The 13,872-nt window shown below is 56.3% G+C and carries 13 protein-coding genes; 2 read left to right on the top strand and 11 right to left on the bottom strand.

What is annotated here, in order from left to right:
- Positions 1–49 precede the first annotated feature (49 nt).
- The 10 genes from NG653_RS08890 to NG653_RS08845 all read right to left on the bottom strand — a co-directional run bounded on the left by NG653_RS08890 (position 50) and on the right by NG653_RS08845 (position 11,617).
- Complete coding sequence (locus NG653_RS08890; RefSeq protein WP_252741345.1) at positions 50–1,315, bottom strand: acetyl-CoA hydrolase/transferase family protein; 1,266 nt, start codon at positions 1,313–1,315, stop codon at positions 50–52.
- 49 nt (positions 1,316–1,364) lie between these two features.
- Positions 1,365–2,840 carry a vanadium-dependent haloperoxidase gene (locus tag NG653_RS08885; protein WP_252741344.1) on the bottom strand — a complete coding sequence of 492 codons (1,476 nt, stop codon included), beginning with the start codon at positions 2,838–2,840 and terminating at the stop codon, positions 1,365–1,367.
- A gap of 41 nt (positions 2,841–2,881) precedes the next feature.
- Entirely contained in the window at positions 2,882–3,595 is a 714-nt protein-coding gene (locus NG653_RS08880; protein ID WP_256470452.1) for a sulfite exporter TauE/SafE family protein, read from the bottom strand.
- 87 nt (positions 3,596–3,682) lie between these two features.
- Positions 3,683–4,129: a FixH family protein gene (locus tag NG653_RS08875; protein ID WP_252741343.1), complete on the bottom strand. Its 447-nt coding sequence runs from the start codon at positions 4,127–4,129 to the stop codon at positions 3,683–3,685.
- A 6-nt stretch (positions 4,130–4,135) separates the two neighbouring features.
- The gene (gene ccoG, locus NG653_RS08870; protein ID WP_252741342.1) at positions 4,136–5,551 is read right to left on the bottom strand and encodes a cytochrome c oxidase accessory protein CcoG; all 1,416 of its coding nucleotides are present in this window, start codon (positions 5,549–5,551) and stop codon (positions 4,136–4,138) included.
- 42 nt (positions 5,552–5,593) lie between these two features.
- Positions 5,594–6,562, bottom strand: a complete 969-nt coding sequence (locus NG653_RS08865; RefSeq protein ID WP_252741341.1) for a cbb3-type cytochrome c oxidase N-terminal domain-containing protein — start codon at positions 6,560–6,562, stop codon at positions 5,594–5,596.
- Positions 6,559–6,750 carry a CcoQ/FixQ family Cbb3-type cytochrome c oxidase assembly chaperone gene (locus NG653_RS08860; RefSeq protein ID WP_252741340.1) on the bottom strand — a complete coding sequence of 64 codons (192 nt, stop codon included), beginning with the start codon at positions 6,748–6,750 and terminating at the stop codon, positions 6,559–6,561. The genes NG653_RS08865 and NG653_RS08860 overlap by 4 nt, the downstream gene beginning before the upstream one ends.
- 3 nt (positions 6,751–6,753) lie before the next feature.
- On the bottom strand, positions 6,754–8,955 hold the full coding sequence (gene ccoN / locus NG653_RS08855; RefSeq protein ID WP_252741339.1) for a cytochrome-c oxidase, cbb3-type subunit I: 2,202 nt from the start codon (positions 8,953–8,955) through the stop codon (positions 6,754–6,756).
- A 15-nt stretch (positions 8,956–8,970) separates the two neighbouring features.
- Positions 8,971–9,168, bottom strand: a complete 198-nt coding sequence (ccoS, locus tag NG653_RS08850; RefSeq protein ID WP_252741338.1) for a cbb3-type cytochrome oxidase assembly protein CcoS — start codon at positions 9,166–9,168, stop codon at positions 8,971–8,973.
- Positions 9,169–9,238: 70 nt separating this feature from the next.
- Positions 9,239–11,617, bottom strand: coding sequence for a heavy metal translocating P-type ATPase (locus NG653_RS08845; protein ID WP_252741337.1), 2,379 nt, complete (start codon positions 11,615–11,617; stop codon positions 9,239–9,241).
- A 208-nt stretch (positions 11,618–11,825) separates the two neighbouring features.
- On the opposite strand from NG653_RS08845, the gene NG653_RS08840 reads away from it, so the two are divergent.
- The gene (locus tag NG653_RS08840; protein ID WP_252741336.1) at positions 11,826–12,461 is read left to right on the top strand and encodes a Crp/Fnr family transcriptional regulator; all 636 of its coding nucleotides are present in this window, start codon (positions 11,826–11,828) and stop codon (positions 12,459–12,461) included.
- 119 nt (positions 12,462–12,580) lie between these two features.
- Positions 12,581–13,426 carry a universal stress protein gene (locus tag NG653_RS08835; protein ID WP_252741335.1) on the top strand — a complete coding sequence of 282 codons (846 nt, stop codon included), beginning with the start codon at positions 12,581–12,583 and terminating at the stop codon, positions 13,424–13,426.
- A 16-nt stretch (positions 13,427–13,442) separates the two neighbouring features.
- On the opposite strand, the gene NG653_RS08830 is transcribed toward NG653_RS08835, so the two are convergent.
- Positions 13,443–13,664, bottom strand: coding sequence for a hypothetical protein (locus NG653_RS08830; protein WP_252741334.1), 222 nt, complete (start codon positions 13,662–13,664; stop codon positions 13,443–13,445).
- Positions 13,665–13,872: the final 208 nt, after the last annotated feature.

Genomic DNA, 13,872 nt, shown 5'->3' with positions numbered 1-13,872 from the left:
ATGCCTGCAAAGGCACCCTCCTTTCCCTTTTTAGGCAAGCGCCGCAGGTTCAGCCAAACCGCTCCCTGGCGGCCTGCTCCAGGGCTTCCCGGTGGTCCGGATGGGCTATGGAGGTCAGGGCCCGGGCGCGCTGTTTCAGGTTTTTGCCGTACAGGTTGACCACGCCGTATTCCGTGGCGACGTAATGCACGTGGGCCCGGGTGGTCGTTACGCCTGCCCCGTGTTTCAGGAATGGGGTGATTTTTGAAACCCCCTTGGCCGTGGTGGAAGTCAGGGCGATGATCGGCTTTCCCCCTTCTGAAAGGGAAGCCGCCCGGATAAAATCCATCTGGCCGCCTACCCCGGAATACTGCAGGGTGCCAATGGTGTCGGCACAGACCTGCCCGGTGAGGTCGATCTCTATGGCGCTGTTGATGGCGGTTACCTTAGGGTTTCTGCGGATCAGGGCCGTGTCATTGGTATAGGCGGCCTCTTTGAAATGCACCAGGGGATTGTCGTCGACAAAGTCGTACAGGGCCTGGGAACCGGCCGCAAAGCAGGTCACGATCTTCCCCGTCTTGATTTCCTTTTCTTCCCCGGTGATCACCCCTTTTTGGATCAGCGGCAGCAAGCCGTCGGAGAACATTTCCGTGTGTACCCCCAGGCGGCGGTGCCCGGAGAGGTTGCTTAGCACGGCATTGGGGATGTTCCCGATCCCCATTTGCAGGGTGGCCCCATCTTCGATCAGCGAGGCCACGTTTCGGCCGATTTCCGCTTCCGTATCGGTAATGTCGCCCTGGGGATGGAGGTGCAGGGGGGCAGCCACTTCCACAAGGGCGTCGATCTGGCTGATGTGGATGATGCCATCCCCGTGGGTCCTGGGTACATGCGGGTTTAGCTGGGCGATCACTTTTTTGGCCGTTTGCACCGCCGGGAGGGTAACATCTACCGAGACCCCCAGGGAACAGAACCCGTGGCGGTCGGGGGGCGAAACCTGGACCACGGCCACGTCGAGGGGGAGCAGGCCCCTACGGAACAGCAGGTGGATTTCGCTGAGGAAAATCGGGATGTAGTCGCCCTGTTGGGTATTCACTGCCTTGCGGACGTTTGACCCGACAAAGCAGGTGTTAATTTTAAACGCCTGGCTGTAGGGCGACAGGGCGTAGTTTACGGGGCCTTCGGTATGGATGGAGACCACCTCCACGTCACGGAGTTCGCCGTACCGTTCACAGATGGCGTTGACAAGGGCGTTTGGGGTCATTGCTGCCCCCTGGACGAAAATCCGGTCCCCGGATTTTACAAAGGATGCCGCCGTTTCCAGCGATACGATGTTCATTGCGTTGGTTTTAAGGTGCTCAAAGTCGGATGCGGGCCGTCCAAAGGGGCTATTTTGGCCCCCCTTTTCCGAGGTGCTGGTTATAGAATTCCCATGCCTTGTGGGCGACATCCCGTCCGAGTTGCAGGCCGGCCACGTTGTCGGCCTGGATGTGGTAGCCCCCCATTACCCTTGAGATACCCGCCATTTCTGCGGTTTCCGTAAAGGTTGGGAATTTCAGGGTAACGGTATCCCCGTAATGGGCCGGGTCGGTTTCGGTCAGTACCCCGGGGACCAGCCGCACTTCCTCCCCGAAATGGTCATCCCCCGTAAAGAGGCGGAGGGCTTCCGCACATGCCCCGCTTACCGTGCTGTGGCCCGAGGTATAACTCGGGAAGGGCGGGCACAGGAAGGTCTCGGGCGAGTACGGGCGCCATTGCTGCCCGGGCAGGTCGGTAATCCCCTTTCCGGGGCCGCCCCAGGCTTTTATGACCTGGTCCTGGTAATATTCGTGGACCAGGGCATAGGGGCGGGCATAATCGTAGTACATTTTGGAGTCCCAGGAAGCGATAAAGGCATCCATGGCGGTAATCTGGTTCAGGAAGTACATTTTCACATCTTCATCCAGGGTGTGCCCGTCCCTTCGGGAAACGTCCTGGGCAAACCTGAGCCAGTGACCGGCCTGTTGCACCGATTTCGGGCCGTCGCGCATGAATTCCACCAGAGCCTTGTCGTGGTCAGTCAGGTTGGCCTGCATCTCGATCACCTCCCTGACTTCCCGTTCCAGCTGTTCGGACCCTACCAGCGGTGGGGGCCCTGGGCGGAACTGGCTCGCAGAATCGAGGGTTACTGGCTTAACCTTTTGCCAGAACGGGGTCAGGCATCCCGGGGCATAAACCCCTCCCTGTCCGTCGGAAAAGTATTTGGGCTGCCAGCGGTTGATATCCACGTTGGTGTCGGGGTCGTTCACAGGCGCGTACCCGGTATAGTCGAAATAGGGTTCCCCCCCGGAGCCGGCTTCTTCCCCGTACTGGTTGGCCCCATCGTTCTTCCGGGCTTCGATGACCGCCCTGGCCGCCAGGTTCCCAATGCCAACAGGGGTATTGGGGTCCAGGCTCATGTCGGCCGGGTCGAGCCCCAGGCCCAGCATAAAGCCGCGAAAGAGCTCCTTATCGGAAAAGTAATATTCATTGAGGGTGCGGTAAGCGGCATAGCTTATCGCTATTTCCTTGTTGGACAGGGTGTGTTCCAAAGCCGGGCGGCGTTCAACCCCTTCGAGGTACACCGGCAGGGCCTCGGCATCGTATCGCGACCAGGCATCGAAGACGGCCGTAAAAATAAGGCCGAGGTAGCGCGAGGTTACCGTGGGTCTTGGCTTGAACCGTTCTGTGTCGAGGGCCGTGGCCTCCAGGGCCATCTCCGCCCATTTGTAGGCAGCGTTTTCCGTTCCCCGCGGTTCCGCTGCTGCTTGGGGTGCTTCAACCTTCCCCCCGCAAGAAAGCAGCAGGACAAAAAGGAAGGATACAATCCAGGGTTTACGCTTCATGATAAAGGTTGTTTCTAATCTGCAGGCAAAAGTACCGAATTTTAGGGATGGCATTCCATGCTGGTGTTTACCTGGCCTGCTTCGGGTGCTTTTGGGGAAACATAGGGGATGCCCAACCCCATTCCCCTGAGGATAAAAAGCAGGCCGATGACCACCACGAATGCAGGGATCCACTGGCGGACCCTGGGTACCCATGCCCCCTTGAACATCTTCCCCAACAGGGCCGCCCCGCTCATCAATGGGATAGTCCCGGCCCCGAAAACCATCATGTACAGCGCCCCCATGGGGGCGGAGGCCATGGCGAGGGCCCCGATCAGGGCCATATAGACCAGCCCGCAGGGCAACAGGCCATTCAAAAAGCCAATGCTCAGGAACGCATCACCCTTCCCGGTTTTGAGTTGTGCCCCCAGGGCGCCCTGCAACCGGCCCAGCAGGCGGTACACCGGCTGCGCCGGTTTCCAGCCGCGGAAGACCTTCCCCGGGATCAGTACGGTAAGGATCATCACCACCCCGAGCACAATGGACAGTTTTTGCTGGAACCCGAAAAGGTACAGGCCTTTTCCGATCAGGCCGAAAACCAGGCCGATCATGCCATAGGCCAGCAGGCGCCCCATGTGGTAGATGCCCAGTTGCCCCCACTGCCGGTACGGGTCGTTGCGCTTCAGGGGGAGCATAAAGGCTATGGGGCCGCACATCCCTATGCAGTGCAGGCTTCCCAGTAACCCCAGAACCATGGCAGTTCCCAGTATTTCCATTTCGTTTTTTCTGCGCCCCGCCCGGGGCTGCTTCGGTTAATCCCCGCTGAACCTGCAGGGTTGCAGGGGCGAGGAGGTGTTTAAGACTCAGTAGGTCACCCGGCCGCGATAGAGGTAGGGCTTCCCTTCGTAGTCCCACTCGGCCCGTAGGTCCCATCGGCCCTCCAAAAGGCGGCTATCGGGTATGAGCAATTGCCCGTTGGACAGTCGTATGGGAGCGACAAAATCCAACTTTTTGTTGGAGGGCCTGTACAGGGACACAGTGCCTTTTATTTTTTCGGGGTCCATAGCCTCGGGAAAACGAACCCAGATCCCTTCCCGGGTGACCTGAAGGGTTACGGAGCCGCCTGAATTTTCAAGGTTGGCCGAGGCATCCAGGTCATCCTGGTACCTGAGCTCTTTTTTATAATAGTCCTCGGTCACCAGGTCGTGGTTCGAGGCCGGGTCGCGCGTGGAGAGGACCACAAAGTAGCCGATGAACAGGATGAAAGCGATAAAGGACAAGACAATGCCGGTTCCCCAGTTGAATTTCATAGTCATTTAGTTATAGGGGCGGGGCGCAAGAAAACGCGCCTTCGCGGTTTCGATCAGGGTCTCCCCGCTGTATACCCCGATTTTGAGTTGGTCTTTGTCGCCGCTCAGGGCGGCGCTGTTGATTTCGATAAACAGGGTTCCCTCGCTCAGTTCCTGGGCCGGGACCTCAAAACCATCGCCCCTGACAAAGGTAATCTCCCCCGGGTGCGATAGGAGCTTGAAATGGATGTCGGGGATGGTTCGGGTGGTCTTGTTGATCAGTTTAAAGGTATACACATTGCTGATTACATTATTGTCTTTCCGCTCATAAAGCTGTCCGGGAAGGCGCAGGATGGTTGCCTCCACTTCATTGCGGAGGAACAACATGCCCACCAGCACCCCCGTCAGGATAAACAAGACGGCGGCATACCCCTTCATGCGCGGGGTAAACCGGAATTTGGACTTCTCGGCGATCTCTGCCTCGCTGGCATAGCGGATGAGCCCTTTGGGGAGGCCCACTTTTTCCATGATGGTATCGCACTCATCGATGCATGCCGTACAGTTCACGCATTCCAGCTGGGTTCCGTTGCGGATGTCTATCCCGGTGGGGCATACGTGCACGCACTGCAGGCAGTCGATGCAATCGCCGTATCCGAGGGCTGCCCGGTCTTCTCCCTTGCGGAATTTCTTGCGTCCCTGTTCCCCCTCGCCCCGTTTGTAATCGTAGGCCACCACGATGGATTTGTCATCGAGCAGTACCCCCTGCATCCGCCCATAGGGACAGGCGATAATACAGACCTGTTCGCGAAACCAGGCGAAGACAAAGTAGAAGACCCCGGTAAAGATCAGCAGGGCCACCAGGGTGCTGAGGTGGGCCGCCGGGCCTTCAGTCACGTACTGGAAGAGCCTGTCGCTGCCGATCAGGTAGGCCAGGAAGACATTTGCAATGGCAAAGGAAATAACAAAGAACACCGACCACTTCAGGACCCGTTTGCGGATTTTTTCCGCGTTCCAGGGTTGCCGTGCCAGGCGCATCTGTGCTCCCCGGTCCCCGTCAATCCAGAATTCGATCCGTCGGAACACCATCTCCATGAAGATGGTCTGGGGGCACATCCACCCGCAGAAAATCCGTCCGAAGGCCACCGTGAACAGGGCAATGCCGATGACCCCGATGATCATCGAAATGACAAAGAGGTGGAAGTCCTGCGGCCAGAAGGGAAACCCGAAAATATTGAACCGCCGTTCCAGGACATTGAACATCAGGAACTGGTTTCCCCCCACCTTGATGAAAGGCGCCGCCAAGAGGAAGGCCAGGAGCGCATAACTTACCCACTTCCTGTAGGTGTAAAAGCGCCCGCCGGGTTTTTTGGGGTAAACCCAGGCCCGCTTTCCTTCTTCGCTAATGGTGCCAATGCTGTCCCTGAAATTTTGCGGTTCTTCCATGTGTCGCGGTTTCTTTAAAAAGGTCCCGCCTTTTGGTTTGGGTTATTCCCCTTCCAGGGGGTTCGGGGTGTCGGTTTCCATCAGGACTTCCACACCCGTGGAATCGACCTGTACCTCCACCTCGTCTACCGGGGCATTCGGGTCCATCCAGATTTCCCCTTCCGGGGCTTTCGGGTTGGCCGGGGTCGTCCCGTGGAGGGTCATGATGTAACTGGCCACCTGGGCCATTTCAAGGGGTTTCAGGTTGGTTTTCCAGGCGACCATGCCCTTGCCGGCCCGGCCCCCTTCGGAAATGGTCTGGAAAATGTTCCTGATCCCGCCCCCCAGGACCCAGTAATCATCGGTGAGGTTGGGGCCGATACCGCCGCCCCCATCGATCATATGGCACACCGCGCAGTTCCCGGAAAAGATGGCTTCCCCTGCTTTAAGGTCCGAGGACTCGGTCAGCAGTTCCACGGTATTGACATCTACAAGGTCCTTCGCAGTTTTCTTGTATTCCTCTATGGCCATGCGGGCTGCAACCATTTCCTGCTGGTATTCCTCGGCCTGGTCGTAGTCGTTCAGGATATGGAAGCGCACCAGGTACACCGCTCCGAAGGCAATGGTGATATAAAACAGGTAGATCCACCAGGGGGGCAGGCGGTTATCCAGCTCCTTGATGCCGTCGTAGTCGTGGTCGAGGATGATCTCCCCTTCTTCCTCAATGGGTCGCGAGCCCAGGAGTTTCTGGTAGAGTTCCCTGCCCCAGGTCCATTCCCAACGCTTGCTTTTGGAGGCCAGGTAACGCGCCTTGGCTTCCTCGGAGAGGGTTTGGAACATGACGTTCTCAATGGATTTCAGGATCAATTCTATGGCGATCAGCAGCAGCAGCACCAGCAGCAGGAAATACTGCGTCATCGGATAGGCGATAAAGGCGGGCTGGTCCCCGGAATCGATAAAGTATTCCATCAGGGCGAAGATGGTGAAGAAAAGCAGCGGGACCCGGATCCACCAGGGGGTTGAATTTCTCATTGGTCAAAAGGTTTAGGTTGTTGGTCATCCAGTGGCATCTCTTTCATCTCCTTGATCCGCTCCTTTGAGGTGGTGAGCACCCACCAGAGCAACAGGCCAAAGAACACAAAAAAGATCAGCAGGGAGATCATGGGGTAGGTCGCCACCCCTTCGATAGTCTCCAAATGGCTTTTAACGATTTTCATCATGGCTCAGGGCTTTTCTAAGGCTACTTCCGTGTTTTGTTCGATTTTGATGTCGGTCCCGAGCCGTTGCAGGTAGGCGATCAGGGCCACGATTTCCCGGTCGCGCATCTCTACAAACTCCAGGCCGTTTTCGCGGGCGTAGGCCTTTTCCTCCTCATAGCTCCTTGCGAATTCCGGGTCGGTATACAGGTTTTCCTCAATTTGGGCGGCCTGGGCTTCCATGGAAGCCTCCGCTGCTGCGATGTCTTCTTCCGTATAAGGGACCCCGAGGGTCACCATGGCCTTCATTTTGGCCTGGATATCGCTGCGGTCGTGGGCGTTCCTGACCAGCCACTGGTAGGCGGGCATGATGGAGCCCGAAGAGGTGCTTTGCGGGTCGTACATATGGTTCAGGTGCCAGCTGTCGGAATATTTGCCCCCTACGCGCAGCAGGTCGGGCCCGGTCCGTTTGCTGCCCCACAGGAAGGGGTGGTCGTACACGAATTCCCCGGCCTTTGCGTATTCGCCATACCGCTCCACTTCACTGCGGAAGGGGCGCACCATCTGGGAGTGGCACCCCACGCACCCCTCTCGGATGTACAGGTCCCTTCCCTCGAGTTCCAGGGGGGTATACGGTTTTACACTGGTGATGGTGGGGATGTTCGACTTCACCAACAGGGTTGGGATGATCTGCACCACCCCTCCGATCAGGATGGCAATCGTAGCCAGGAGGGTCATCTGTATGGGCTTGCGCTCCAGCCAGGTGTGGTATTTTTCCCCGGCTTTCCGGCGTCCGCTGATGCGGCTCAGGGCGGGGGCTTCTGCCAGCTCATCGGTCACCTTGCTTCCCGAGCGGATGGTTGCGATCACATTATACAGCATCACGAACATCCCGATCAGGTACATGGTGCCGCCAATGGCCCGCATCCAGTACATCGGCAGGATCTCGTTTACGGTTTCCAGGAAGTTCCCGTACACCAGGGTGCCGTCGGGGTTGAATTCCTTCCACATCAGGGCCTGGGTAAACCCGGCTACATACATCGGCAGGGCATAGAGGACAATCCCCAGCGTCCCGATCCAGAAGTGGAAGTTTGCCATACCGATGGAGTGCAGCCGCGTATTGAACATGCGGGGCACCAGCCAGTAAATCATCCCGAAGGTCAGGAACCCGTTCCACGAAAGGGCCCCCACGTGGACGTGGGCGATGATCCAGTCGCTGAAGTGGGCGATGGCGTTGATGTTTTTCAGGGACAGCATGGGCCCCTCGAAGGTGGCCATCCCGTAACCGGTGATGGCAACCACCATGAATTTAAGCACCGGGCTGGTGCGCACCTTGTCCCAGGCGCCCCTCAGGGTGAGCAACCCGTTGATCATCCCCCCCCAGGAAGGGGCGATGAGCATCACAGAAAAAGTGACCCCCAGGTTCTGGGCCCAGTCGGGCAGGGAAGAATAGAGCAGGTGGTGTGGCCCCGCCCAGATATAGATAAAGATCAGCGACCAGAAGTGGACGATGGAGAGCCGGTAGGAATAGATCGGCCGGTTGGCCGCTTTGGGGATGAAATAATACATCAGCCCCAGGAAGGGGGTGGTCAGGAAGAAGGCCACGGCATTATGCCCGTACCACCATTGCACCAGGGCATCCTGCACCCCGGCGTACACCGAGTAGCTTTTCATCGCGCTCACGGGCAATTCCAGGCTGTTGAAAATATGGAGAACCGCCACCGTGACGATGGTGGCAAGGTAAAACCAGATAGCGACATAAAGGTGCCGCTGGCGTCGTTTAAGCATAGTGCCGACAAAGTTCCACCCAAAGGCCACCCAGACCACGGCAATGGCAATGTCGATCGGCCATTCCAGTTCGGCGTACTCCTTGGAGGTGGAATATCCCAGGGGCAGGGAGATGGCTGCCGCGACAATGATGGCCTGCCAGCCCCAGAAGTTGAAATTGCTCAGCCAGTCGCTGAACATCCGGGCTTTCAGCAGCCGCTGGGTAGAGTAATATATCCCAGCAAACAGGGCATTCCCCACGAAGGCGAAAATCACCGCATTGGTGTGCAGCGGGCGCAGGCGCCCAAAACTCAGCCAGGAAATCCCGTCCGTAAGGTTGGGGAACAGGAACATAAAGGCCAGCAGCAGGCCGACCAGCATGCCTACCACCCCCCAGAGCAGGGTGGCGTACAGGAACTTCTGTACGATTTTGTTGTCATAATGAAATTGCTGAATCTCCATAAAACAGATCGATGTTTAGTTGGTATTATTCTGTTGGTGGTCCGGATTTTCGGGTTCGGGGTCCCTGGGGAGGAGCTCATCCTCAAAGAGCATGCGCACCGAGGGCGTATAGGAATCGTCGTACTGGCCCTTCCTTACCGAGAAGACAAAGGCGGCAAAAAAAACCAGGGCTATCAGGATGCTGATAGCAAGCAACAGGTAAATCACGCTCATACCCAGGCGGAATTTGGCTGTAAAACTAGGCCTGTCCCGTTATTCGAAAATATGATATTTATCAGGTTGTTCATTTCTTGAGGGTTCTTCCGATCCAGTTGGTGGCTGCCGTGGTGAAGGACACGATGCTGATGGAACTGAGGGGCATCAGGATGGCGGCAATGACCGGTTCCAGCTCCCCGGTTACCGCAAAATACAAACCAGCGAGATTATACAAAAGCGAAAGGGCAAAACTCAGGTAAATAATTTTCATTCCCTTCCGGGTGATTTTCAGGAAGGCATCGAGCTCCGAAAACCGCCGCCCGTCCAGAATAGCGTCACAGGCCGGGGTAAAAAGGCCGGCGTCTTCACTTACCGCGATCCCCACCTGGCTTTGGGCCAGGGCCCCGGCGTCGTTCAGTCCGTCCCCCACCATAAGCACGTTGCGCCCCTGTCGCTGCAATTCCCTGATAAACTCCAGCTTTTGAACGGGTTTCTGGTTAAAGTACATGGGGGTTAAAGGGGGCAGCAACTCCCCGAGGAAAGCCCTTTCCGATTCATTGTCGCCGGAAAGGACGGCCAGGGAATAGTCGTGCCCCATGCGTTCCAGGAGCCTGCCAGCCCCCTCCCGGTAACTGTTCTGGATGATGAAGCGGCCGCGGTAGGCGTTGTTGGCGCTGATGTGTACTTCCGTGCCTTCCTCCGCGGAAGGGTCCTCCCCCCGCACAAAGCGGCTCGACCCCACCCTGATCTGCTGGTCGGCCACCCGGCCTTCCAGCCCCTGCCCCAGGTGCTCTTCAAAGTCATCCAGGGGGACGATGTTATAAGGGGCCAGCTGCCGGTACAGGGCCTGGCTCAGGGGATGACCGGAAGCCCGAAGGGTATTTTTCAACACTTCTGATTCCTGTTCCGTCAGTTCGATCCCGGTATACCGAATGCTGTTTTTCCGGCTGGTGGTCAGGGTGCCGGTTTTGTCGAAAATAGCGGTGTCGACCAGGGCCATGCGCTCCAGGCTTTCTGTATCCTTTACATAGAACCCCCTTTTGCCAAAAATCCGCAGCAGGTTCCCCAGGGTAAATGGCGCAGCCAGGGCAATTGCGCACGGGCAGGCAATGATCAGTACGGCGGTGAGCACGTTAAGGGACATGGAGGCATCTTTCCAAAGCCAGAAGGCTGCGGCGGTGAAGGCGATGGCCAGTACGGCCAGGGTGAACCGTTTCCCGATGCGGTCGGTGAGGGTGCGGAAGCCGGTTTTGGAACTTTTGGAAAAGGCCGCGTCGCTCCACAACTCGGTGAGGTAGCTTTGGGAGACCGGCTTGAGGACTTCGATCTCGATGGCCCCCTGAAGCTGTTTGCCCCCGGCATACAGGCGTTCCCCGCTCTGCTTGCTCACAGGACGGGCCTCCCCGGTTACAAAGCTATAGTCTATTTCCCCCGCCCCCCGGAGCAGGATGGAGTCTGCAGGGACCAGGGAGCCGTTGCGGATGAGCAACCGGTCGCCTTTCTGCACTTCGTAGACGGGGATATTTTCTTCCCTCCCGCCATCCAGGAGGCGGGTGACGGCAATGGGGAAGTACGATTTGTAGTCCCTTTCAAAAGAGAGGTAGGAATAGGTGCGCTGTTGGAAGAATTTCCCGAGCAGCAGGAAGAAGACCAGCCCGGAAAGGCTGTCGAAAAACCCCTGCCCCAGGTCGAATACGATCTCCGCGGTACTCCTCAGGAAGAGCACGAGGATGCCCAGGGCGATGGGCACGTCGATATTGAGAAGGCCCGAGCGAAGCCCCTTGTAGGCCGATACCAGGTATCCCGAGCCGGAATACACCACTACCGGAACTGAAAAGCTGAACATGATCCACCGGAACAATCCCTTATACTGTTCCAGCCAGAATTCCCCGGTTTCGAAGTATTCGGGGAACGACAGGAACATGATGTTGCCGAAGGCAAACCCGGCCACCCCCAGCTGGTAAATCAGTTTCCGGTCGGCCTTCTTTTTGGTGCCGGAATAGTCTTCCAGGGTAATGGAAGGCTCGTATCCGATGGCGCTCAGCAGGCCTGCCAGGTCCTTGAGGCTGATTTTTTCAGGGTCGAAGTGGATGCGCGCCTCCCTTTTGGGGAAATCCACCTGGCTGCTGTACACTCCCGGGTTCAGGCGGTGGAGGTTTTCAAGGATCCAGATACAGGAACTGCAATGGATCTGCGGGATGGAAAGCACTACAATATGGTGGGAGGCATCCTGGAATTCCAGCAGGCGTTCTGCGATCAGGGGGTCGTCCAGGAAATCGTACCGCCCTTTTTCGGAAGCCGGGGAGTTCCCCGGTGCCCCTTCCAGTTGGTAATAGTAGTCGAGGTCGTTATCCTGGAAGATTTGATAGACCGTTTTGCATCCGTTGCAGCAAAAGGGTTTTCCGTCATAACGGATTTCCTCCAAATCGCAGGGGGCCCCGCAGTGAAAGCAGGAAGTGTCTTCCATTGGGTTTTAGTTGGCGGGTTTTAAGGTACGGATTTTCTCAAACAGCCGGGCAAAGATGGCCGATCGTTAAAAGATGAAATATGACACTTGTCACCTTTTTTAAATTTTAAAAATTGGCTACCTTTAACCTGGCAACGCATACGTACTTATGGACCACCCTAACCGATGTGAAAACTGCATAGTCCGGAAATTCAATTCCCTCAGGGCGATGAGCAAGGAAGAGCTGAAAGCAGTTTCGGACTCCAAGGTCACCAAGCAGGTCAAAAAGGGCGAAATGATTTTCGATGAAGGGGAAAAGCTCAACGGGGTCTATTGTGTGCGCGGGGGGGTCTCCAAACTGTCAAAACTTAGCCCCAATGGCAAGGACCAGATTGTAAAGCTGGCCTCCAAGGGAGAGGTGCTGGGGCAACGGTCGGTTATTGCGGAGGAGTCTTCCAATTTGAGCGCGACCGCCATAAATGATATGGAAGTCTGCTTTATCCCGAAGGAAATCATCGTTAGCACCCTGCATAAAAACCCCGATTTCACCTACGAGGTACTCCGCCATATGGCGCATGACCTGAAGGAAGCCGATGATGTGATTGTAAACATGTCGCAGAAATCGGTGAAGCAACGGATTGCCGAAGCCCTGCTGTACATGAAAACCCACTTCGGGGAGGACAAGGAGGGCTACCTGGCCCTGGTCCTTTCCCGGGAGGATATCGCCAACGTGGTGGGGACGGCTACCGAATCGTGTATCCGGATCCTTTCCGAATTCAGGAAAGAGAAATTGATCCGTACCACCGGCAAGCGAATGGCTATCCTTGAAGAACGGAAATTACAGGATTTGGTCGATGGTTTTTAGATGTAAACATTTATAAATCAGCACGATAAAACTCATATTTTTTTTTGAAAAGCTGATCATTATCATACTTTCACCCCCCTTGGTGCCCTACCTTTACCCCAGTTGATCCGAAAAGGGGCATGCGAGATATTCTGATTCCAACCGATTTTTCACCAGCGGCACAAAATGCGGTCGATTACGCATTTTCGCTGTTCAGGGGGGAATCGTGTGCCTTCCATTTCCTGAATACCTATACCCCTGACTTCATCCATAGCAGGGTACTGGCCCTGACCCATAGCGGCAGCCTGGAGGAGGACCCCATGCAGTCGGCTTCCGAAGAGGGCCTGAAGAACCTGGTTGCTGACCTGGCAAGCCGATACCCAAACTCCGGCCATGAATTCCGGACCGTTTCTTCCTTCAACCTCCTTACCGAGGAGATCAGGGAACAACTGGAACTACAGGGGATTGATCTCGTCCTGTCCGGGACTACCGGGGCCTCCGGCCTCAAAGAGGTATTCCTGGGAAGCAATACGGTACGCATCCTCAAAGCCGTTACCGATACCCCGGTCCTGGTGGTGCCCCAGGAATCCAAATGGAAAAGGCCTGCCAAAATAGGCATGGTCACGGACCTGTTCAGTCCTTATACGGCAAAGCAAATAGAGACTATCCTGTTTTTTGCCCGGCAGTTAAGGGCCCGGGTGGAGGTCATGCACATTGGTAGCCCCGATGGGCTCAATGCTTTTCAGGAACTCCACAAGCACCAGCTCTTTCTGGAACTGGAACGGCTTGAACCCAAAATGCACTGGAGGTGGCCACAGGGAAGCAAAACGGCAGTGATCGAAGAATACCTCGGGCACGAAAAAGTAGACCTGCTGATTATGATCCGCAACGACCACCACCTGGTGGAAGAATGGGTCCGCGAACCGGTGGTCAAAAAGATTGCCTTCCACACCCGGGTCCCCATGCTTGTATTGCCCCCGGCCTAAGGAGGGTATTCCCGTACTATTGCCTGGTTATAGGGCGGTCTTCGTAGAAATCTTCAAAAGTCCTGGAGGTCTGGTAGGTGTCGGTCAGTACCTGGTAGACCATCATCACGACCATGCCCTGCCCCAGGACGGTGGCGTAGAAAATCCAGTGGAAGGCCAGGTCCATAGCGGCACCAATGGTAAGTGCGATCAGGAAAAAGGTAGTGAACACTACCCAGGCCATAGCAGAAATCTTCATTTTTTATTTTCAAGGTAGCCATTTCCCAGGGGGTTTGCTGTTAAGGGAAGTATAAAACTATAGAGCCCCGGGGCTTAATAGGGGGCCTAACTTGAAAAAAAGGCGCCCCGGGCAACGGCATTATTGAAATCCTTTTTTTACCTTTGGGATGTTGTGTTGTGATTCCCGAAAGGGAATTCAGGTCTGCGGCCGCAAGCCGCGCCAAATG

Source organism: Robiginitalea marina, assembly GCF_024006985.1.
In the GTDB taxonomy this organism is placed as follows: Bacteria; Bacteroidota; Bacteroidia; order Flavobacteriales; family Flavobacteriaceae; genus Robiginitalea; species Robiginitalea marina.
This window is presented reverse-complemented; position numbering and strand designations above follow the sequence as displayed.

Coding starts and splice junctions, on each gene's coding strand:
- NG653_RS08845 (WP_252741337.1), bottom strand. CDS start 11,617: ATGGAAGACACTTCCTGCTTTCACTGCGGGGCCCCCTGCGATTTGGAG.
- NG653_RS08830 (WP_252741334.1), bottom strand. CDS start 13,664: ATGAAGATTTCTGCTATGGCCTGGGTAGTGTTCACTACCTTTTTCCTG.
- ccoG (WP_252741342.1), bottom strand. CDS start 5,551: ATGGAAGAACCGCAAAATTTCAGGGACAGCATTGGCACCATTAGCGAA.
- NG653_RS08865 (WP_252741341.1), bottom strand. CDS start 6,562: ATGAGAAATTCAACCCCCTGGTGGATCCGGGTCCCGCTGCTTTTCTTC.
- ccoN (WP_252741339.1), bottom strand. CDS start 8,955: ATGGAGATTCAGCAATTTCATTATGACAACAAAATCGTACAGAAGTTC.
- NG653_RS08890 (WP_252741345.1), bottom strand. CDS start 1,315: ATGAACATCGTATCGCTGGAAACGGCGGCATCCTTTGTAAAATCCGGG.
- NG653_RS08880 (WP_256470452.1), bottom strand. CDS start 3,595: ATGGAAATACTGGGAACTGCCATGGTTCTGGGGTTACTGGGAAGCCTG.
- ccoS (WP_252741338.1), bottom strand. CDS start 9,168: ATGAGCGTGATTTACCTGTTGCTTGCTATCAGCATCCTGATAGCCCTG.
- NG653_RS08860 (WP_252741340.1), bottom strand. CDS start 6,750: ATGATGAAAATCGTTAAAAGCCATTTGGAGACTATCGAAGGGGTGGCG.
- NG653_RS08835 (WP_252741335.1), top strand. CDS start 12,581: ATGCGAGATATTCTGATTCCAACCGATTTTTCACCAGCGGCACAAAAT.
- NG653_RS08875 (WP_252741343.1), bottom strand. CDS start 4,129: ATGAAATTCAACTGGGGAACCGGCATTGTCTTGTCCTTTATCGCTTTC.
- NG653_RS08885 (WP_252741344.1), bottom strand. CDS start 2,840: ATGAAGCGTAAACCCTGGATTGTATCCTTCCTTTTTGTCCTGCTGCTT.
- NG653_RS08840 (WP_252741336.1), top strand. CDS start 11,826: ATGAGCAAGGAAGAGCTGAAAGCAGTTTCGGACTCCAAGGTCACCAAG.